27 protein-coding genes and 2 pseudogenes are annotated in these 18,056 nt (G+C 38.8%); 19 read left to right on the top strand and 10 right to left on the bottom strand.

Annotation, left to right across the window (positions count from 1 at the left end):
* Positions 1–58 precede the first annotated feature (58 nt).
* The 5 genes from RG959_RS21290 (at position 59) to RG959_RS21270 (ending at position 5,053) form a co-directional block, all read left to right on the top strand.
* On the top strand, positions 59–478 hold the full coding sequence (locus RG959_RS21290; RefSeq protein WP_342798832.1) for a DUF3908 family protein: 420 nt from the start codon (positions 59–61) through the stop codon (positions 476–478).
* 116 nt (positions 479–594) lie between these two features.
* Positions 595–1,302 (top strand): phage terminase small subunit, encoded by a 708-nt coding sequence (gene terS / locus RG959_RS21285; RefSeq protein WP_342798831.1) that lies wholly within the window; start codon positions 595–597, stop codon positions 1,300–1,302.
* Positions 1,299–2,612 carry a PBSX family phage terminase large subunit gene (locus RG959_RS21280; protein WP_342798830.1) on the top strand — a complete coding sequence of 438 codons (1,314 nt, stop codon included), beginning with the start codon at positions 1,299–1,301 and terminating at the stop codon, positions 2,610–2,612. Before terS ends, RG959_RS21280 begins: the two co-directional genes overlap by 4 nt.
* 3 nt (positions 2,613–2,615) lie before the next feature.
* Positions 2,616–4,157: a phage portal protein gene (locus RG959_RS21275; protein ID WP_342798829.1), complete on the top strand. Its 1,542-nt coding sequence runs from the start codon at positions 2,616–2,618 to the stop codon at positions 4,155–4,157.
* The gene (locus tag RG959_RS21270) at positions 4,154–5,053 is read left to right on the top strand and encodes a phage minor head protein (RefSeq protein WP_342798828.1); all 900 of its coding nucleotides are present in this window, start codon (positions 4,154–4,156) and stop codon (positions 5,051–5,053) included. The genes RG959_RS21275 and RG959_RS21270 overlap by 4 nt, the downstream gene beginning before the upstream one ends.
* A gap of 54 nt (positions 5,054–5,107) precedes the next feature.
* On the opposite strand, the gene RG959_RS21265 is transcribed toward RG959_RS21270, so the two are convergent.
* Positions 5,108–5,515 (bottom strand): hypothetical protein, encoded by a 408-nt coding sequence (locus tag RG959_RS21265; RefSeq protein WP_342798827.1) that lies wholly within the window; start codon positions 5,513–5,515, stop codon positions 5,108–5,110.
* A gap of 87 nt (positions 5,516–5,602) precedes the next feature.
* Complete coding sequence (locus RG959_RS21260; protein ID WP_342798826.1) at positions 5,603–5,818, bottom strand: hypothetical protein; 216 nt, start codon at positions 5,816–5,818, stop codon at positions 5,603–5,605.
* 151 nt (positions 5,819–5,969) lie between these two features.
* Here RG959_RS21260 and RG959_RS21255 point away from each other — a divergent pair, with 151 nt between their 5' ends.
* From RG959_RS21255 to RG959_RS21230, 6 genes and pseudogenes are all read left to right on the top strand, one after another.
* Complete coding sequence (locus tag RG959_RS21255) at positions 5,970–7,175, top strand: XkdF-like putative serine protease domain-containing protein (protein ID WP_342798825.1); 1,206 nt, start codon at positions 5,970–5,972, stop codon at positions 7,173–7,175.
* Between the two features lie 32 nt (positions 7,176–7,207).
* Positions 7,208–7,588 carry a hypothetical protein gene (locus tag RG959_RS21250; RefSeq protein WP_342798824.1) on the top strand — a complete coding sequence of 127 codons (381 nt, stop codon included), beginning with the start codon at positions 7,208–7,210 and terminating at the stop codon, positions 7,586–7,588.
* Positions 7,528–7,707, top strand: a pseudogene (locus tag RG959_RS21245) (DnaB-like helicase C-terminal domain-containing protein); the annotation flags it as partial. The gene RG959_RS21250 and the pseudogene RG959_RS21245, both read left to right, overlap by 61 nt.
* Positions 7,694–7,870: a hypothetical protein gene (locus RG959_RS21240; RefSeq protein WP_342798823.1), complete on the top strand. Its 177-nt coding sequence runs from the start codon at positions 7,694–7,696 to the stop codon at positions 7,868–7,870. The pseudogene RG959_RS21245 and the gene RG959_RS21240, both read left to right, overlap by 14 nt.
* Positions 7,867–8,088, top strand: coding sequence for a hypothetical protein (locus tag RG959_RS21235; protein WP_342798822.1), 222 nt, complete (start codon positions 7,867–7,869; stop codon positions 8,086–8,088). Before RG959_RS21240 ends, RG959_RS21235 begins: the two co-directional genes overlap by 4 nt.
* A 389-nt stretch (positions 8,089–8,477) precedes the next feature.
* The gene (locus RG959_RS21230) at positions 8,478–8,900 is read left to right on the top strand and encodes a RusA family crossover junction endodeoxyribonuclease (RefSeq protein WP_342798821.1); all 423 of its coding nucleotides are present in this window, start codon (positions 8,478–8,480) and stop codon (positions 8,898–8,900) included.
* Between the two features lie 95 nt (positions 8,901–8,995).
* Here the strand turns inward: RG959_RS21230 and RG959_RS21225 are convergent, their stop codons facing one another.
* The 3 genes from RG959_RS21225 to RG959_RS21215 form a co-directional block, all read right to left on the bottom strand.
* Positions 8,996–9,343, bottom strand: a complete 348-nt coding sequence (locus RG959_RS21225) for a hypothetical protein (RefSeq protein ID WP_342798820.1) — start codon at positions 9,341–9,343, stop codon at positions 8,996–8,998.
* A gap of 372 nt (positions 9,344–9,715) precedes the next feature.
* On the bottom strand, positions 9,716–9,961 hold the full coding sequence (locus tag RG959_RS21220; protein WP_342798819.1) for a DUF2164 domain-containing protein: 246 nt from the start codon (positions 9,959–9,961) through the stop codon (positions 9,716–9,718).
* A 337-nt stretch (positions 9,962–10,298) separates the two neighbouring features.
* On the bottom strand, positions 10,299–10,520 hold the full coding sequence (locus RG959_RS21215; RefSeq protein WP_342798818.1) for a hypothetical protein: 222 nt from the start codon (positions 10,518–10,520) through the stop codon (positions 10,299–10,301).
* Between the two features lie 422 nt (positions 10,521–10,942).
* Between RG959_RS21215 and RG959_RS21210 the strand changes: the two genes are divergently transcribed.
* The gene (locus tag RG959_RS21210; RefSeq protein WP_342798817.1) at positions 10,943–11,254 is read left to right on the top strand and encodes an IDEAL domain-containing protein; all 312 of its coding nucleotides are present in this window, start codon (positions 10,943–10,945) and stop codon (positions 11,252–11,254) included.
* Positions 11,255–12,161: 907 nt separating this feature from the next.
* On the opposite strand, the gene RG959_RS21205 is transcribed toward RG959_RS21210, so the two are convergent.
* Entirely contained in the window at positions 12,162–12,326 is a 165-nt protein-coding gene (locus tag RG959_RS21205; protein ID WP_342798816.1) for a Spo0E family sporulation regulatory protein-aspartic acid phosphatase, read from the bottom strand.
* A 254-nt stretch (positions 12,327–12,580) separates the two neighbouring features.
* On the opposite strand from RG959_RS21205, the gene RG959_RS21200 reads away from it, so the two are divergent.
* The gene (locus tag RG959_RS21200) at positions 12,581–12,769 is read left to right on the top strand and encodes a hypothetical protein (RefSeq protein ID WP_342798815.1); all 189 of its coding nucleotides are present in this window, start codon (positions 12,581–12,583) and stop codon (positions 12,767–12,769) included.
* Between the two features lie 223 nt (positions 12,770–12,992).
* Complete coding sequence (locus RG959_RS21195) at positions 12,993–13,238, top strand: sporulation protein Cse60 (RefSeq protein ID WP_311316120.1); 246 nt, start codon at positions 12,993–12,995, stop codon at positions 13,236–13,238.
* A gap of 67 nt (positions 13,239–13,305) precedes the next feature.
* Here RG959_RS21195 and RG959_RS25650 read toward each other — a convergent pair.
* Positions 13,306–13,410, bottom strand: a pseudogene (locus tag RG959_RS25650) (DUF8096 family protein); the annotation flags it as partial.
* A gap of 112 nt (positions 13,411–13,522) precedes the next feature.
* On the opposite strand from RG959_RS25650, the gene RG959_RS21190 reads away from it, so the two are divergent.
* Positions 13,523–14,566 carry an S-layer homology domain-containing protein gene (locus tag RG959_RS21190; RefSeq protein ID WP_342798814.1) on the top strand — a complete coding sequence of 348 codons (1,044 nt, stop codon included), beginning with the start codon at positions 13,523–13,525 and terminating at the stop codon, positions 14,564–14,566.
* Positions 14,567–14,703: 137 nt separating this feature from the next.
* On the opposite strand, the gene RG959_RS21185 is transcribed toward RG959_RS21190, so the two are convergent.
* The gene (locus RG959_RS21185) at positions 14,704–14,874 is read right to left on the bottom strand and encodes a DUF8096 family protein (RefSeq protein WP_483298913.1); all 171 of its coding nucleotides are present in this window, start codon (positions 14,872–14,874) and stop codon (positions 14,704–14,706) included.
* Positions 14,875–14,974: 100 nt separating this feature from the next.
* On the opposite strand from RG959_RS21185, the gene RG959_RS21180 reads away from it, so the two are divergent.
* Complete coding sequence (locus tag RG959_RS21180) at positions 14,975–15,157, top strand: hypothetical protein (protein ID WP_251270149.1); 183 nt, start codon at positions 14,975–14,977, stop codon at positions 15,155–15,157.
* Positions 15,158–15,236: 79 nt separating this feature from the next.
* The gene (locus RG959_RS21175; protein ID WP_342798860.1) at positions 15,237–15,590 is read left to right on the top strand and encodes a hypothetical protein; all 354 of its coding nucleotides are present in this window, start codon (positions 15,237–15,239) and stop codon (positions 15,588–15,590) included.
* Positions 15,591–15,774: 184 nt separating this feature from the next.
* On the opposite strand, the gene RG959_RS21170 is transcribed toward RG959_RS21175, so the two are convergent.
* Positions 15,775–16,413, bottom strand: a complete 639-nt coding sequence (locus tag RG959_RS21170; RefSeq protein WP_342798812.1) for a hypothetical protein — start codon at positions 16,411–16,413, stop codon at positions 15,775–15,777.
* A gap of 404 nt (positions 16,414–16,817) precedes the next feature.
* Positions 16,818–16,973: a hypothetical protein gene (locus tag RG959_RS21165; protein ID WP_342798811.1), complete on the bottom strand. Its 156-nt coding sequence runs from the start codon at positions 16,971–16,973 to the stop codon at positions 16,818–16,820.
* 191 nt (positions 16,974–17,164) lie between these two features.
* Between RG959_RS21165 and RG959_RS21160 the strand changes: the two genes are divergently transcribed.
* Positions 17,165–17,392, top strand: coding sequence for a hypothetical protein (locus tag RG959_RS21160; RefSeq protein WP_342798810.1), 228 nt, complete (start codon positions 17,165–17,167; stop codon positions 17,390–17,392).
* 82 nt (positions 17,393–17,474) lie between these two features.
* The gene (locus RG959_RS21155) at positions 17,475–17,687 is read left to right on the top strand and encodes a hypothetical protein (RefSeq protein WP_251270145.1); all 213 of its coding nucleotides are present in this window, start codon (positions 17,475–17,477) and stop codon (positions 17,685–17,687) included.
* The last annotated feature ends 369 nt before the right edge of the window (positions 17,688–18,056 follow it).

The raw sequence follows: 18,056 nt of genomic DNA, 5'->3' as shown, positions 1-18,056 counted from the left end.
CAGAGGAAGGAAAATATCTCCTTTTGTTGAAATGAGTAAGCGAAGGGAGGTTACCATTATGGATATTATTTATAGTGAGTTTTTGGAGGGCATGAAAAGATTAGGCTTTTACAACTCTGATATTGAAGATCAGTACTATTCGTTAAATGATATTGTCGATGAGTCTAAGATATTGCATTTTTATCCCAAGAATTACCTTTTTAAAGACAAGTCTTTTAATGAAACACAGATTTTCTTATTTGAAAAAGAAAAGATAAGAATCATTAGTTTCTTGGAAGGTGGATATGTTTCTATAATGGATAGGACTTTAAATACTGTTTCAAGGGTTGAGTTATTACACAAAGATAGACATTCTTCATCCATAATTCTTCATTTTGATAATGGCGATACTTATTTTTTAGATAGTAAATTAGATAGCGTTGGTCATAATTTTAAACTGCAAGAAATAATTTTGGATATTTATAAATATTTACAATAAGTTGTGCATCTCATTTGAGATGCTTTTTGCTTTACTTAAAAACAATCTCGGAGGTGGTGGTGATGTGACTGGCGAACTGGGATGCTATCAGGTCGGAATGGGAGACAACCAAGGTCATGCTTACTGTACTAGCAGAGAAGCATGATATAAAACTCGGTACTTTAAAAAGCCGAAAAAGTCGTGAAGGATGGTCGAGGGATCCAACGAAAAAGGATGCAACCAAAAGTGAAAAGGTTGCAACCATTAAACAGAAAGATGCAACCAAGAAAAAGCATGGTGGTCAGCCGGGTAACAGAGGAAATCCTAAGCCTGCTATTAAATTTCCGAAACGCAACAAAGCAGCAGAGAAGCACGGACTGTTCTCCAAGTTCCTTCCTGATGAAACAAAAGAAATTATGGATGCGATGACCGATCTTTCTGCCGCTGATTTGATATGGCAACAGATACAAATTCAGTTTGCAGCCATTATCCGCTCTCAGAAAATTATGTGGGTTAAACATAAGGAAGAAATGATCAAAGAGATCAAGAAGACTGAAACTTACTCGGATGATGATTCAACGTCAGGAAAGCAGGAATGGGAGTTTCAATTTGCTTGGGATCGGCAGGCAACCTTTTTAAACGCTCAATCTCGAGCGATGGCCGAACTCCGTTCTTTGATTAAACAATTTGACGAGCTGGCGCATGTTCATGATGAGCGCCGTTTGAAAATGGAGCAAATGCGCCTGACAATCGATAAAACTAAAATGGAAATTGATAAGTTAGGCAAAAACACGGAAGAGCGACCAATTCAAATTATGATTAAGCGAAAAGGTGAGCGTGCATGATAGCAGTTGAAAAGGAGGTCAATCCTCATTTTGACGACTTCTTGTTTGATTGGTCCACGAAATTTCAGTTTCTTGTTGGTGGTTATGGTAGCAGCAAGAGCTATCATGTAGCTTTAAAAATTATTTTGAAGCTGCTAGAAGAAAAACGAACGGCTTTGATTGTCCGTGAAGTGTATGATACACACCGTGACTCCACGTTTTCTTTACTAGAAGAGCTGGTTATCGATTTGGGCTTGGAGGATCATATTAAGTGCATAACATCTCCAATGCAAATTCGCTTTCCGAATGGCAGCAAAATCATCTTTAAAGGAATGGATAAACCAGCGAAATTGAAATCCATTAATAATATCTCAATCATCTGGATTGAAGAGTGTTCAGAAGTAAAGTATGCGGGTTTTAAGGAGCTCTTGGGCCGTTTAAGGCATCCAACTTTAAAGCTACACATGATTCTTTCCACTAACCCGGTTGGGGAAGATAACTGGTCCTTTAAACACTTCTTCCGGGATGATATAAACAAGCGCCTCATATTGGATGACGCTGAATTATACGAAAAGCGAACGGTGGTTAAGAATGATACATACTACCATCATTCAACGGCTGAAGACAATTTGTTTTTACCTGAGAGCTACATCGCTCAACTAAATGAACTAAAGGAATATGATCCAGACCTTTACCGAATTGCTCGGAAAGGTCATTTTGGCGTGAATGGAATCAAGGTGCTGCCTCAGTTTACTGTTATACCTCATAAAGAAGTAATAGAAGCAATAGCGAACATTAATAAGCCACTAATGCGAGCTGGAATGGACTTTGGTTTTGTTGATTCCTATAATGCTTTGCTTCGCTTAGCGGTGGATCATGAGAAGAAAATTCTTTATATCTATTGGGAGTACTATAAGAATCAAATGACGGATGATCAAACTGCCGAGGAATTAAAGGAGTTTGCTGAAACGAAAGAATTGATTAGAGCAGATAGTGCCGAACCAAAAACCATTAAATATTTTAGAAATATGGGCTTTAATATAGTTGGTGCAAAGAAGTTTAAAGGATCCCGGCTCCAATACACTAAAAAGGTGAAGCGATTCAAGAAAATCATTTGTTCTGATCAGTGCACCAACACGATTTATGAACTAAAAGATTTAACGTATGCAATCGATAAGAACGGAGACATCATTGAGGACGAATTTAAAATTGACCCACACACTTTATCGGCTATTTGGTATGGGCTTGATAACTATGAGGTAACTGACTTGAAAGAGAAAGGTCAGCGTGAGCGGCCTAGTAGTAGAAGACCAATTAGAGAGAGGAGGTAACGCATGGGAGAGCAAAGAATGAAGGCAACTATTATCAAATCACAAGCTGCTTCTTCAAATACAAAACAGATTTACGACGATCCATTTAGTACGGCCTACAATGACGACATTATTGAGCCACCCTATAATTTGAAAGAACTCAAGCTTATAGGGGAGTATTCAACAATTCTGCAGCAATGTGTGGAAGCATACCGGGTGAACATCCTGGGATTCGGGTTTGAGCCGACATATCGTTTTGACTATAACGCAAAAGATACAAAGGAAGAGTTAAGAACAGCTGCTGATGCTGAGTGGGTCCGGTTGGAGGAGTTTCTTCGTTATCTTAACTACGATGAAGAAGTGGAAACGATTTTGGGCTATGCCTTAGAAGATCGTGAAAAAATGGGGAACGGCTATGTTGAAGTTTTGCGGGATGCACTTAATCGTCCCGCTGGAATGGAATATATAGATGGTCAGTATATCCGTGTTTGCAAGCGCACTGTACCAGAGGAAGTTGAATATACAATTACTGAAAATGGCCAGCCTCGAAAGATTAGGCGATGGCGTACTTTCCGTAAATACGTTCAAATGATTAACGGTAAAAAAGTGTATTTCAAAGAATATGGAGATCCGCGACTGATGAATCTTTCAACGGGTCAATTCGATGAAGCAACGCCTGCTCATTTGCAAGCATCTGAAATTGTTCATTTCAAGCTGGGTTCCGGCACGTATGGTATTCCTCGCTGGGTTGGCCATATCGTTCATCAATATGGTGCTAGGAAAGCGGAAGAGTTGAATTATATGTACTTCAAACAGGGCAGACATGTACCTGCAGCGGTTGTTGTTGAAAATGGAATGCTTACTGATGAGGCCTATACAAATTTGCGGGAATATATGAACGATATTGAAGGCGTTGAGAATGCTCATAAATTTTTGGTGCTTGAAGCAGCGGGGCTTTCAAGTGAAGAAGACACCGGTGAAGAAATAGTAGCTCCGGTTAAGGTGCAAATTAAGTCACTTGCCGAAATTCTTCAGCAGGATGCTCTTTTCCTTGAATACGATGAGAAAAGTAGAGATAAACTCCGCTCGTCCTTTCGCTTGCCTCCAATCTACACAGGGGAATCAAAGGACTATAACAAAGCAACCGCTGATACAGCTCGAAAGATTACAGAAGAGCAAGTATTCGAACCAGAGCGAAAGACGATTACAGGGAAGCTTAACACGCTTTTCCTTGCTGACTTAGATATCTTTTATGTAGAGATATCGTTGAAGGGTCCGAACTTTGGAGATCCTCTTGAAACGGCAAAAGCCTTGTCGCCACTTGTAACCGCTGGAGCTGCTGTCCCTAACGATTTACGGGACTTGCTTGGAGAAATGTTAGGGAAAGAGCTTGAAGCCCTTCCTGATGAATACAACTTGCCTTTCCCAGTAGTAATGAATGCGCTGCAACAGGCACAGCAAATCAATCCGCTCGCTTCAATATTGAAATCTAAAGAGGAGCCAGGCACTGAGTTGCTGAACATTATGAAGGATCTTCGAGATGTACTTGAGGAGTTACAGCAATGAGGAAAGTGGAAAAGCTTTTAAAAAGTTTGAATGACTATATCGCTAAGAGCGAGGAAGACGATGAAGCAAAGCTCAGTGATGTGGTCCCTGACTTTCCCGGTCTTGATAAGGTACCCAAATACGTAGAGGACTATGAAAAGAAGGTAGCCAAGCTTCTGCGTAAACAGCGGAAGCATTTTTTATATGGTGTAAAGTCCTTTGTCAGTAAAGACATTACGCTTGAAGCATTGCTCATTTTTATCACCAGTAACCTTTTTGCCAGCGATGAGTTTGCAGAAGAAATGGAAGAGGAAACATCCGAGTTTTTGCAACTAACAGTGGCCGGGTTAGCCGCCATTATTATGGAGGAAATCGACAAGGATGTACCTTTTGAAGTACTGTCTAACCGCTCGATTACCTGGATTGAAGAATGGTCCGCTGAATTAGGAAAACTGATGAAATTGAACTCTCACGAAGCGTTAGAAAAGGAACTAAAAAAGGTTATTGAAAACGGCGGATCTATCCAAGATGCAGAGCTGGTCATAAAGGATTTACCGCAGTTTGATCGAGCACGAGCACGAACTACTGCTATTACTGAGATATTGACCGCTTCTTCTGTTGCACAAGTGGAATCATATCGACAAAGCCCGGCGGTGGAAAAGAAGCGGTGGCGGCATTCTGGCAGCAAGAAGAACAATCCGCGTGAAGCACATGTTGACCTGGACAGAGAAGAGATTCCAGTTGATAAAATGTTCGATGTGAACGGCCATGCAGCTGATCATCCACGGGATACTTCTTTGCCTGCAGGGGAGCGGGTGAACTGCCATTGTGTGCTTTCGCCTGTCGTAAACAAGGATATTCTAGTGTTGAGTAAAGAAGAGAAAGAAGAAATGAGGAAGCAGGCTCTTAAAGACTAAACTAATTAAAAAGGAACGGATTTTTGTTAAATAAAAACCTGTGTCCTTTCAAATTTATTTGTTCTCTAAGTGAATTAATTCACCAATGACCTTTCCATCATGTATGACCTTTATAGAACCCACATTTGGAGCGTAATAGTCAATAAAACCGAATGATGACTTTGTAGTAACAACATTATTAAAAGTACCAGCTGGTGTTTTTAAAGTCCCATCGATACTAATTATTTTGTAGGTTATACTCGAGGTTACCCACTCTTTTCCGACTTTTAATGGATAAATGAGATTAGTTAAGTATTCACGATCATCAGGCCATCCGGAATACAAACCTTTGTTGTTTTCTTTTACGGCGCTGATATTACCGTCATCGTCTATCCATTGATCCCAGACAAAGTATTTTCCTTGGTACTTAACTGTAAAAATTTCACCGCCACTTTTGTAAGTGTAGGCTTTTTTCTTATCCATAAGATAACTATACATTCTTAGATTTTGGGTCGCGATGTATGCTCTTTTGCTTTTATAACCGATTTCTGTCCAACCATTTTTGGTATGTCAATATACAGAAACAGAAGCATTATTTTTTAAAGAGCCAACTGTCTTATAGCTTGCTCCAGGACCGCTTTTAACTGTAACCGTATCATTATTGGTACTTACCCAGCCGACCTTAGACGTTGCAGCTACATTAGAGTTTAAAGTGCCGAATTGCAGTGCTGCTATTATAACGAAAACTAGTGACACTAAACTTTTGATTAAAATCTTACTGCTCAAAATAATTCCCCCCTGCATAGTAGATAAATTATATATCTGAGTTAAATTTGTGTAAATGAAACTTTTATTTACAGGTATTTATTAAAGGAGGCATAGAAATGGAAAAAACAGTTGCTACTGATTTCGATAGATTGAAAGGAGGTGATACTAGATGGCAAGACAATTGGTAAACGCACAAATTACACACGTTTCATACGTTGATAAGGCATCGAATCAAAAACAGTTTTTCTTTACAAAGTCAGCTGATCAAACGGAACCAACGTTTCAAAAAGAAGTAAAGGTCTTTATTAATAAGAAAGAAGCGGCCCAGCAGCTTGTATATGGCCTGGTATATGAGCCAAGAGTGGAAGATGCTCCTGGCGATTTTATGACCGCCGAAGAAATCGAAAAGGCAGCTCATGGCTTCATGAAAGATGCGCGTAATATCGATAAGCAGCATGACTTTAACGCGGGTGTCGGTGAAGTGGTTGAATCCTATATCGCACCAGCAGATTTTACAATTGGTGAGGAGACGATTAAAAAAGGTTCATGGGTGCTGGTTACAAAAGCATCTGATGCAGTTTGGGAAGAGATTCAAAAGGGCAATATTACTGGCTACTCGATGGCCGGTACCGCTGAAACAATTGAAAAGCAAGCGCAGAAGCCTGCAGCTACCTCAAACAACGAGGAAGCCGGGCTTTTTAATTTGCTCAAAAACTTCTTTACTGGTGGCGAGAAGATTCAAAAAGGAGAAGTAGCGGACAAATATAACCGTGATCGTCGCCGACGTGAGTTTTGGGCAGCGCAAGATGCACTCAATTCCGTCATTTTTAATTGGGACAACTGGTATGGCGAAGACATGGAATCAGACCAAGAAAAGATTCGTGAGGCATTACAAGATTTTGTAGATATTGCTCAAACCATTTTGCTTGAGGAAAACATTGCAAAAGCCATTGGTAAACCGCCTGTACCTATTGAAAAAGCCGGCAGAAAAATTTCTGGTGCTCGAATGGACAAAATCAACGCTGCCTTTATGGCACTTTCCGAGCTGAAAGATGAAGTAGAAGAAACAGAGGAGGAAGAGAAAATGAAAAAAGAAGACATTGAGAAAATGCTAGATGAAAAATTGTCTCCAATTACAAAACGGTTGGATGATAGTGGAAAAGAAGAAAGTGTGACTGGCGAGCCATCTGCTGAGGAGACATTGCTTAAGCAGTTTTCAGAAGCATTAGAGGAAAAGCTAACACCGATTAACGATCGACTTGAAGCAGTAGAAAAAGCGCGTGGTGTTTCACGCCAGGTACCTGGAGATGATAAGCCACCAGCCGCGGAGTTTCAGAAATCAACTGGCACATCTTATATGCGCCACTTTGAATAATTCATATACACAGAAGAAGGGAAGAAAATGAAATGGCAACTAATCAGCAAATTTTAACGAAAGAAGCAACAGTGGCAACAATTAAAAAAAATCTCGATATTCCAATGGCAGTCAGTGATGCACAAGCCTTCTTGGTAGATACGATTAATACTGCTTCAACTTTACCGAAGCTCGATCCAATTTATCGTGATGTAGCAGCGGGTAAAATCGATGCATTGTCTGTTGGCCGTAGAAAAATTCGTGAAGCAGGCAAAGATGATATTCCTACAGGTACAGGCGCAATTGTTCCTCGTCAAATTCCTTATTCCGTCCACAAGGTGAAGTGGGATGAATGGCTTCAAAACGATGATGTATTGTATCTTTCCTGTACCGGGATGACTACTACAACCAGGAAAGTGAAGCGAAGAACGTAGTGGAGGTCATTTTGGCTAAACAGAGGAATGGCCCGATTGGTACCGTTGAGCTTGCTTTCGTGAAGGAATACAGCAAATTTGTAAATCTTGAAAGGAGCTGGAGCCATGAGCCGGCATGAGGTGTATGAAATGTTGAAGGAGCATCATAAGAAAACAGGACATATAATGACTCCGGTACAAATGATTTTGGCTGCAGGAGAAGAAACAGATCCAGCTTCTATCATCGAGGCTGTTCACATGTTTAGCAGGTATTTAGATCAACAAAGGGGGAAAACAGCATGACACCAATTCAGGGTTATGAGCATTTAACAGACGCTGAACGCAGGCTATTCATCCGAGCGCATCAGAAGCATTTATCGTCTTTAACAAGCAAAGAACGTGAACAGTATGGGCTTGGAAACGTTGTTGAGGTGAAATCAAATCCACAAGAAGCGGCTATTGACGTTCGATTTCTAAATGGCGAGCAAAAGCAATTTACAGCTAGAGGGACCTGGTACTAATGAGAATATAATTAACATTGTGCAAAAATCAATAAAGTAAATTAAAAAGAAACAACCAACACTTCTCTATGTTGGTTGTTCCTCTAGACATAATGATATTGCCTCATTTAAAAGCTTAATATCATCTTTAACTTGTTTTCGAATTATGGGATTTTGACAGCTATAGTAGTCAGTTATTAAACGACCTACTTCATTATGTAAGATAATCATTACTTCTTTCAGAGCTATTCCTCCTTTGTAGAGAAAAGGACCACATAAGATTTATTATAAATACATGTTTAAATTATATTCTACAAAAACTTTAAATTGTCAAAATATGTACACATTTATAAGAGAAATCATTTGTCAAAAGATTAGATTCGTTTGAAAGCAGAAAAGGAGAAGATATGTTGATTCAATTCACCGTTTATGGAGAACCAGTCGCCCAGGGCCGTCCTCGTGCCGGCAAGGACTGGAGGGGAAATACTGTTTTATATGATCCAGCTAAATCAAGAAATTTTAAGGAGTATACAAAAGTAGTGGCCGCACAACACCGACCTGATAAGCTTCTCGAAGGGCCGCTTCAGGTCACGGTCAAAGTGTACAAGCCAATGCTTAAAAAGTTCAGCAAAAAGAAGCTGGCTGAGGCAGAAGCAGGAATGTTACGACCAGTGACAAAGCCAGACGTGGACAATTATGTGAAAGGTATCAAGGACGCGCTGAATAAGGTGATCTGGACTGATGACAGTCAAGTAGTGGATCTGACTGTCTCCAAGTTTTATAGCGAATCACCAAGAGTGGAAGTGCTGGTCGAAGAGATATCACAGGGCTAATCAGTAGTTGATTCAAATTGTGAACTCCAATATTTATTTAAAAATTGCAGGTGATATAAGAAAAGAGAACCAACGCTAAGGTTCTTAACTTTATCTTAGGATAACCGCCAAGCGGGGATTAGTGAGTGAAAGCTAAAAAAGTAGCTCATTATAACGTGAAATACTGAGTAGAGAGCTAATGTTATCAGGTATGTGAAAAACCAAGTATATAAGGGTTCATGTAAAAATAAGAAAAGTAAAAGCATACCAACCGGAAATGGCACTAAAACAATGAACCAAATTGGGGCTCCAAGTGCTTCGGTTAAAGCACCTAAAGAAACAACAGAAAGACCGATTATAAGAGCCTGCCAAATAGCGACACCGTCACTAATTATGCGGCTGCCAACAAAATAGGATAAAGCTGTTAGCAAGATAGCTAAAAGAAAATGAACAAAATACTCCATGATAACTACACCCCTTCTTTAAGCTTAGTCAAACTATTTTACCGTAAATAGAGGATTTAATTTGTAAATGTTTTGTAAAGGAATAGAAAACAGAAAATAAACAAACGAATCTTGATAGCGAGGAGGTTGATACTTACGAAGTAATATAACCACTTTGAGCAAATGGATTAGTCAGTAGTATGTCAAAAAAATTGAATAAGAGGGGTGGCTACCTTGAGAAGAGCTATGAATTGGTATGAAAGATGGGTTTAAAAAGGAGACGAGCAGGACGGCACTGCTTAATCAATACATAGGAATTTCCCTCCTTAACAATTGATCGACAATGCACGCTAAAAAGAGTGAATTGTTATCAAATTCACTCCTAGAAACTTCTTATCTTTTTATTGGGCGTTCTAAAGTTAATATTTCATCTTCAAGTGAAGAAAATTGCTGTTCAACTACATGTTTAACATCCAAGACAGCGGCATTGTAGAAATGAGGAGCAAGTGACTCTTTAACAAAATCTAATACTCTTTCTGCAGCAAAATCAGTTATTTCTTCATCTCTTTCTTGGGAGAAGAATAACTGAATCTTAGAAATCATTAATTGCTGTTGGTCTTTTGTAAGCTTTAGGAACAAATAAAACACTCCTTCAAAATGTAATACATGTAACTATACAGCCGAAATTTAGAAAACTCTAGGCTGTTTTTTCGTGAAATATTATGTACAAGAGTAAGAAGAGTGCCCTCTTTAATTAAGGTTAATAAAAGTGAAATTTGTTATATGGTACGAACAATTTGAATGAAGGGTGCCAAGCCATGGTGAGAATTGGAGAGGAGTTCTTAGTGGTTATTATACAAAAAAGGAAGACGAACAGGGCGGCGCAGTTTAATCAATGTGTGAGCCTCCTTAATAGTAGACCAAAAATGAGCAATAAAAAAAGCCCCTAAGATTTTAAGAGGTTTCATGTAAATAGTTAGTCATTTATTAGTTTTTCAATAACTGATGCAGCTTCTTCTGCATCGTCATAATATTTAATCGTTTGGCATTCAACAAACGTTAATTGTATTGCTTCAGTATTTTTCTCACAGTTAACTTTTAGAAAATCTTGTCCATACTTGCTAAATGTATGAGTAATCTCAACGGTATTGTAGTAACACAGTGTTTTCAGCATTTCTTTGATACGTGATAAAGACATTCTATAGCCCCCCTTTCCTCCAAAGGAAAGTGACTAATAAAAGTCAAAAAGTTCCCTATTAATGTAATTGATTACAAGTATAACACAGATTTAATAGTTTTGCTTAAAAAGGCTGTTCCAATAATTGAATAAAAGAGGTAGCAGCCTTGTAATTTTCAGAAGGAGACTAAGTCATTATCTATGTTGGAGGCAAGGTAACTTTTCGAGATATCTCGCTCCGAAGAAAGCTTATAGGGGGATCGGGCAGGAAGCAGCAGTAATAAAATATAAACAGGGGGAGTGGAGGTAGAAGCGATGGCCTTCTATTTACAGGAACAGTAGTGAAATTTGCATGTATTGAAGGGAGATCCATGAACTTACCGCCTTTTTACCCCCTAATATAATTTGTATTTTTGCTTATTGAAAAAGGGGAGGAGATATCCTTGGAGATCGGAGAGTGGAAAATTGCTAAAATCGGGGACCTTGCAGTCATCGGATATATTAGTAGCATCGGTTGTTGCCACAGTCAAATTGAGCTAGCGATAGTCGGAAGAATCACAAAAGGCAAAATAATGTGGGGAACGCCAACGAAATTACTGTTTGGGGAACATCGTCTAAAACCCGTTGGCACACTATTGGATGATATTCAGGATAAAACAGCGCTCATTGATCTAGCTCTTATGACAAAGGACAAGGAATGGTTTGAAGAATTGACGGGAGGATTAAAAAGTGGCGTATCGTGGAGCAGTAATTGAGCAGAAGTGAAGGCTTATTGTACTGCCAAGTTTGAATCGAAACGGCCGGCCTATTTGTGAGAGGCAGAGGAATGGTGGGTATAAGGATCTCACAACGCAAAAGACGATGAATTCAAATAGAAACCTTAGCAGAGCACAATACATTCGATCTATAGAGAAAGGTATTACAGATGAACATATTCTTGTGCGGTCCAAGGATCTGACTTTGGAACGGTTGGAAATAGCGAAGAAGAGATGGGGATTTGAATAAAAAAGCAGCCAGGCTTGCACCAGGATGCAGTAGAGAGTGTGTCATCTGTGAGTGTGGGTTCATAGCTGACTGTGATATTATTGGTGAACTCGAAAAAACTATACAAAAAGATCAACAATGCAAATCTATAGATCATCGCAGGACGCCATGTTAGAGAAAACAGCGTAAAACAAAAAGGCCCGGGGTATACCTGGGTACAGAGGTAGCATGACTGAAAAAGGTGCCTGCTCGGGCTAAGCAGTGATAAAGTGTATTTCATTAGAAAAGAAAATATACGCGAAGTGAATTTAAAACAAAAAACAGCCAGGCATGAGGGGCCTGACTGTAAAAAGTTGAGCGATAGAAACAAATGTGAAACTGGCGGTAACATTATGGTCCATCAAAATGGATTTTATACAAAAAAGCCAAGGAGCTTTCCAAGCTTCTTGGCCAAAACGGGAACATCAAGAACGTTAAGAATAGGGGAACTATCTAACGTCTTGGTAATGATCATTTCCCCCATTTAAAGAAAAATATGCAAAAAAACAGCCAGGTTGGTGCCTGACTGTAGACAAAATTACGATCTTTAGGAGTTGGGTTAGAAACTAACAGTACCAGTATGATCCGTCAGATGAAAATTTATACAAAAAGCTAAAGTAATCTACGGGTTTAAAGAATTCATCTATTTTGAAAGTGGTATTGAAGAATGAGCTCATCTAATTGTTCACTGTAATGCAATGTTTCAGGGCTACCAAGACCATATTGGAGTCCAGCTGTAATCATGAGTTGTCTAAGGTTATCAATACGGGAAAGTAAGTCACAGAAGCGCCTTTCCCTTATCAAGACGTACTCGAACGATTCTGCGAGATGAAGAGTGTACCTGGTTAACGAGGGGGTACATGGAGTCCCAAGGGCGCCAGTCAAAGAGGGTTCCAAAAGGAACTAGCGACCGAATCGAAGCGGAGAACTTTGAAATCACGAATGTGAATTGGTGTGGTTTCTCAATCTCAGCCAGCTCTCGGTGTATTGGGAGGTGTAATCACAAAAAATATACCATCAAAACGAAAGAGTAAATAGCGCAAGGCGGTGCTAATAACATGAAAATAGCAGATCTTTTGTCAACTGATATAAAGAAGCAATTGACCGCTGTTTCTGGCCAGGATAAAAGAGAAAAAGATCCGTTAGCAAAGCCAAGAGAAAAATACCGATGCTGGGAATGGGAAGAATTAATGGGACAGCGAAGAGATACATACGCTTGGGTGGGAGGCAGTCTTAGAAGGAAATAATTCTCCTGGTGTTATCATTTATTTAATTAGCTAACATAAAAAGTTCCTAATTCCAATAAAGTGATAATAGCAGTAAGTACAAAAGCAAGCAGGAGGTTGCCCCCAATAGCTTAAAACAATTTTGAAATGACAAAAACAAGGATAGATGCAAGTAACCATTGATGTCCGAGTAATTATTTGACTAACGATTTTGTAGGGTATTATTTTTTTTCACCAAAATAACATGAGGGAAGAGAGGGGAAAAATGAATAAACGACATTATTCAGTAAAAAGTTTTGAAAGCAATAAATTCGATGAACTAACTAGACATATTAATCTTTTTATTTATCACCAGTTATGTGAAGGACAATTAATTGATATAAAGTACAATATCGTTCCTATATCAATTAGTACTCACAAAGAGACTGATGTACAATCCAAAATTCATTGCACTGCTTTAGTTATTTATAAAAATTTAAACGAAAATTAATAGCAACCGCCTTGGTAAGAGGTGGCTTTTTTCATTGCTCAAATAAAAACCCTGTCATCTGGCAGGGTTAAATTATTTTCTTCATGCCGCAGTTTCGGCACTCGCGAAGAAATATCATATTTTTGATTGAACTCTTAAACTGAGCGTTATTACAATTATCGCAACGGCCGTTTTTAATACGATAGGTTTTTTATTTTTTTATAATTAATCCCCTTTTCTTTCTGTTATACTGTATGATATATCAATTAATGTGAAAATTTGTTAAAAGAGTAGGGGGAATATTTATGAAAAAGATACCTCGTGTTTTAGCTGCAGCTGCACTGGCGGGAGCGGTATTTACTTCTATTAGCCCATCAGCAGAGGCGGCAGACTTCATGCCGATTTATGCAAAACCTACATCTGAATTCCCGTTTACTGACGTTCCTGAAGCATATATGGAAATGGTTTTGGCCCTTTATCAAAACAAGTTTTTTAACGGTGTTAGTGCTGATAAATTTGGGTGGGGTCAGACAATCAAGCGTGTGGATGCTGCGATGGTCGTTGCACACGGTATGGGTTTTAGAAAGGAGCAGCGCCCTATACCGGAAAAGTGGTTGACGCTTGAAGATGTTCCAGACCGTGCCAAACAGGCGATTGCCTATCTCCAATTTAATAAAGTAGTAAATGGAAAAACGGAAACTGTTTTCGGATCCAATGATACGATCACAAGAGGAGAAGCAGCGATTATTCTCTCAAGAGCCTATGCTGATGTGTTGTTATCATCAACCGAGCCGGTATATCATTTTAAAGATGCAACAGGGCGGTACGCGGAGGCCATCAACAAACTAGTTGCTACAGGTATTACTTATGGAAAAACAACAGACCGATTCGGCACAAATGACCCGGTAAAACGAGGCGAGTTTGCGATAATGGTAGCCCGGCTGAGTGATCCGTCTTTATCTCCATATTCTTACGATGACCTATCTTCTTCAGAAGGCGGGCTAACAATGGAGGTGGAAAAGAAAAGTTATAGTTTTTTGTCTGATACAATTATAAGCCTGACAGTTGTAAATACAGCCGATTTCCCATATTATTCCGGACGGGATTACTGGCTTGAAAAGAAACAGGGAGATAAGTGGCTGTTGATAAAAGACAATGAAGCGGCCATTCCGACTGATATGCCTGCAATACAACCCGGTGAAATCCAAAAAGTAAACATTTCATTTGAGAACTTTAAAACATTGATAACAGCAGGAGAATACAGAGTTAGGGATGTATTTTATCCTCCGTCGAATGAAGAAAGGAAGGATCCTGTATCTATAGCGGCATACTTTACCATTACTGAATAAATTTTTAGTTTCTAAGATTATTTACAAATATCCCAAAAAGAAGGGAGCACTCACTAATGCTAGTGGGTGCTTTTTCTTGTCATACAGATCGCCTATATATGAGAGAGAAAAAATAAACCCTGTGGTTTATCACAGAATTAAATTATTTTCTTCATGCCACAGTTACGACACTCACGAAGAAAAATTAAATTCTTTATTGAACTCTTAAACTGCGCATTATTACAATTATCACAACGACCGCTCACTTTATCGGGTACCTCTCTAATGTTATATATGATGCTTAAATCGATTTCCTGCTTTGTTTCCATGTTGCTCACCTCGCATCGACAATCATATCACTTAACTATCAGTAAGTGAGGAAGGAATTTATCTCCTTTAATCGAATGTAAGGTATAAGGAGATGATAAATTGAAAATAAAAGTTAGTTATTACTGCTTGGACTCTAATGGGATGCTGGAAGGTCTACAAAAATATGAACAAGTAGAAATAAATCCGGATTTAGCTGGTGGCGTAAGGAAGCTAGTTGAAGAAGCATTAAGCAAAAAGTTATACATAAGTAAAAACAAATTAAAAGTTATAAGTATGACATGAATTTAGCTTCATTTTCTATTAGCACCCACAACGGTGCTTTTTTCTTTGCCTATAAAATTCTCGGAGGTGGTGATGTGAAGTGGCGAACTGGGAGGATATTAGATCGGAATGGGAAATAACAAAGATCACGCTTTCTGCACTAGCAGAAAAACATAGTATAAAACTCGGTACCTTAAAAAGTCGGAAGAGCCGTGAAGGATGGTCGAGGGATCCAACGAAAAAGGATGCAACCAAAAGCGGAAAGGAACCATCTAACTCATCCATTAAAAATTCTACTCGTACAGTCTTAAATCGGCTAGTAGAAAAAGATCCAAAAGGTATCGATCCATCTTGGGTGGAAAAACTGGATAAAGGCATGCTCACTGAATCTGATGCGACCGGCTTGCTGTTTGTTGCTATTGATCGCGGGTTAATTCAGGATAAAAAAGAATAAAGCAGGAAAAAGCAAGCCCCAAAGCTGTCTGCAATGTCGGCTTTGGAGCTTTACAAATAAAAGTTATTTTTTCTTACTGTTAATACGGCCAGGTTTAACAGAATTCTCTTTTAAAATCGAAGGAGCTGGTTTTCTAGGCGGAGGAGGGTTTTTTTTACTGTTTTGCGGGCCGGTTTTTCTAGAGTTATTTTGGAACATTAAAATTCTCCTTTATATCTTTTTCTTTAGGTGTCGCTGGATCTTCAGGTGTACTCGGATCAACAATTTCAAACTTTTGAACATTTGCATCCTTTTCAAGAAAGGTTGGGACATAGAACATCAAAGAAATTAAAATAGTAACTGCTAAAACAATTATGCCAATATGTGCGTTGCCTATATTTTTTGTTCTTTTCTCGTTGACCTCCATATTATATGTGCCTATCTCAATATAATATTCAGTCATAGATTTTTCGAACTCACTATCAGGATTTCCTTCAGCTTCGGGATAATCTTCGTAGTACTTTACTAAATCTTGATAGTAAGAATTTAATATCTGAGAAGAAGGTATTCTTTTATAAGGTGCTCCAAGTAAGTTTATTAACAAAATCACAATTATATAGATAGAAGTAGCTACTGAAAAGATTAGGGAGATGTAAAAAATCCAAAAGAAATCAGAGTAAAAATATTTAGTGTATTCAATGGAGCCGGCATTTTTAATGCAGTATAGCAAAGCAGCTAATAATAAGGTCACAATTGTAACGTTTGTGGAGAAACGGTTTTGCAGGTATTCTCTTGATTCCAGCTCTTTATGATAATTTTCTTTAAAAATTTCTATTCTATCCACTTACTCAACCTCTTTACCTTAAATTATTCTGAGAATAACTTTCTAATTTCATCTATAGTACTTTTTACTATTGTATGACAAAGTGTGATTTATTTGAAAAAAAATTAAAAAAGACCAGTTTTAACTGGTCATAAATGTTTTTTCTTCATGTCTCTAAATGCCCCTTCCTTGATAACCCATTTACCCGGACGCGGCCAAGCGCCACAATATAAATGAACAATGCTGCTAATTTTTGTTATTCGTACATGGGTTAGAATCCTGTATTTCTTCCTGACATCGCGGATGTCTTTACGTCGCTTGAGTCTGCAGAAGAAGCCCGGGCGCTTATTGCTGTTGAACATGGATACAATCCGAGAATCAAATCGTATAGTGTATAACAAAAAAAGCCCCGATTTCGGTCGGGGTTACTCCTTTGGTTCAGTAATTTCGGTCCATTCATCCAAGTTAATTGCTTTCTTTTGCCTCTGGGGATTAAAATCACGGTATTGTACAAGTAATAAATCTGGCCCATACTTCAACAAATAACAGCCCAGCATATTTTCATTCTCGTATATCTTCATGAAATTCCCCCTTTAAATAAGTGTATCATAACCAGAGGTTTTTTTTCTTTTCAAACTCTCTCACCCAGTCGCACCAATTCCCTCTTTTTCACACTTCTTCTTAAATATTTTCGTCTATTTCGGCATAACACAGGCATTCCCGCCCATATCATAATTTAACACTAATTAACATAAGAGAAGAGGTGGTGGGAATGGACGAAGAAAAAAAGCTGACCGTAAAAAACATTCCTTTGTACATCGGAAAAAATAACACTCCCGCAAAGGAACATCATGTAGATCCTGTTCGGTCATTATCAGCGAAGCTCAATCCGGAATATGATAAGGATTTAATGGATGCATTGACAAAGGTCCCGAAACGAGAAAGATCTAAACTATACCGTGATGCGGTACGTCTTTACCTAAAACAAAATTCTCAATAAAACCCAAGATCTTTCCCAGCAAGCAGTAACCTGCGCCGACAATCAGTACACCACCATCAAAAGCGAAAAGGAGTGCTGCATAGTGATGAAGGATGTTGAAATTATCAAAATGTGCCGCCAATTTGTCGCCGGTCTTGTATGGCAATATGGAGCGCGTGCCTTTCCGCAGAATTGTTTAGCCAAGCTCGAAAGTATTACACGAAAGAAACTGGCTGAATTTACGGAGGATGAGAAGGAGAAGTTTAACTGGCCGCTGTTCTTTAATATAGGAATGTTGGAGATCGAAATGGAGTAGAAAAAGCCCCGGTTTGGCCGGGGTTATAAATACTTTTTAAATATTTTCTCGTATGAACCTTCGTCAATAATCCTCTCTCCCGGTCGTGGCCAAGCACCACTATATAAATGAACGATGCTATGTATTTGCGTTATTCCCACATAATCAGTCTCCTGAATTTCTTTCTGGCATCGAGGGCATACCATAACAACTCTCTTTTTCTTCATGTGATCAGCTCCTTTAGCAATAAGGTAACAGGAAGCCTACCGATTCGCAAAATCGTGATAAATCACCTTACTATTTATAAATTCTCTTTGGATTGTCAACACTAAATCAGACAGCTTTTTTAAGGGGCGATCGTTTGTATTCAATCGGGCTTACATAGCCTAG

It is taken from the genome of Domibacillus sp. 8LH (genome assembly GCF_038806185.1).
GTDB lineage: Bacteria > Bacillota > Bacilli > Bacillales > Domibacillaceae > Domibacillus > Domibacillus indicus_A.
The sequence above is the reverse complement of the archived record's forward strand: the minus strand, read 5'-3'. Positions and strand labels throughout refer to the sequence as shown.

What these genes read in the sequence shown, in the direction of transcription:
- RG959_RS21290 (WP_342798832.1), top strand. Translation starts at nt 59, where the DNA reads ATGGATATTATTTATAGTGAGTTTTTGGAGGGCATGAAAAGATTAGGC.
- terS (WP_342798831.1), top strand. Translation starts at nt 595, where the DNA reads ATGCTTACTGTACTAGCAGAGAAGCATGATATAAAACTCGGTACTTTA.
- RG959_RS21280 (WP_342798830.1), top strand. Translation starts at nt 1,299, where the DNA reads ATGATAGCAGTTGAAAAGGAGGTCAATCCTCATTTTGACGACTTCTTG.
- RG959_RS21275 (WP_342798829.1), top strand. Translation starts at nt 2,616, where the DNA reads ATGGGAGAGCAAAGAATGAAGGCAACTATTATCAAATCACAAGCTGCT.
- RG959_RS21270 (WP_342798828.1), top strand. Translation starts at nt 4,154, where the DNA reads ATGAGGAAAGTGGAAAAGCTTTTAAAAAGTTTGAATGACTATATCGCT.
- RG959_RS21265 (WP_342798827.1), bottom strand. Translation starts at nt 5,515, where the DNA reads ATGGATAAGAAAAAAGCCTACACTTACAAAAGTGGCGGTGAAATTTTT.
- RG959_RS21255 (WP_342798825.1), top strand. Translation starts at nt 5,970, where the DNA reads ATGGCAAGACAATTGGTAAACGCACAAATTACACACGTTTCATACGTT.
- RG959_RS21250 (WP_342798824.1), top strand. Translation starts at nt 7,208, where the DNA reads ATGGCAACTAATCAGCAAATTTTAACGAAAGAAGCAACAGTGGCAACA.
- RG959_RS21240 (WP_342798823.1), top strand. Translation starts at nt 7,694, where the DNA reads ATGAGCCGGCATGAGGTGTATGAAATGTTGAAGGAGCATCATAAGAAA.
- RG959_RS21235 (WP_342798822.1), top strand. Translation starts at nt 7,867, where the DNA reads ATGACACCAATTCAGGGTTATGAGCATTTAACAGACGCTGAACGCAGG.
- RG959_RS21225 (WP_342798820.1), bottom strand. Translation starts at nt 9,343, where the DNA reads ATGGAGTATTTTGTTCATTTTCTTTTAGCTATCTTGCTAACAGCTTTA.
- RG959_RS21215 (WP_342798818.1), bottom strand. Translation starts at nt 10,520, where the DNA reads ATGTCTTTATCACGTATCAAAGAAATGCTGAAAACACTGTGTTACTAC.
- RG959_RS21200 (WP_342798815.1), top strand. Translation starts at nt 12,581, where the DNA reads ATGAAAATAGCAGATCTTTTGTCAACTGATATAAAGAAGCAATTGACC.
- RG959_RS21195 (WP_311316120.1), top strand. Translation starts at nt 12,993, where the DNA reads ATGAGGGAAGAGAGGGGAAAAATGAATAAACGACATTATTCAGTAAAA.
- RG959_RS21190 (WP_342798814.1), top strand. Translation starts at nt 13,523, where the DNA reads ATGAAAAAGATACCTCGTGTTTTAGCTGCAGCTGCACTGGCGGGAGCG.
- RG959_RS21185 (WP_483298913.1), bottom strand. Translation starts at nt 14,874, where the DNA reads ATGGAAACAAAGCAGGAAATCGATTTAAGCATCATATATAACATTAGA.
- RG959_RS21165 (WP_342798811.1), bottom strand. Translation starts at nt 16,973, where the DNA reads ATGAAGATATACGAGAATGAAAATATGCTGGGCTGTTATTTGTTGAAG.
- RG959_RS21160 (WP_342798810.1), top strand. Translation starts at nt 17,165, where the DNA reads ATGGACGAAGAAAAAAAGCTGACCGTAAAAAACATTCCTTTGTACATC.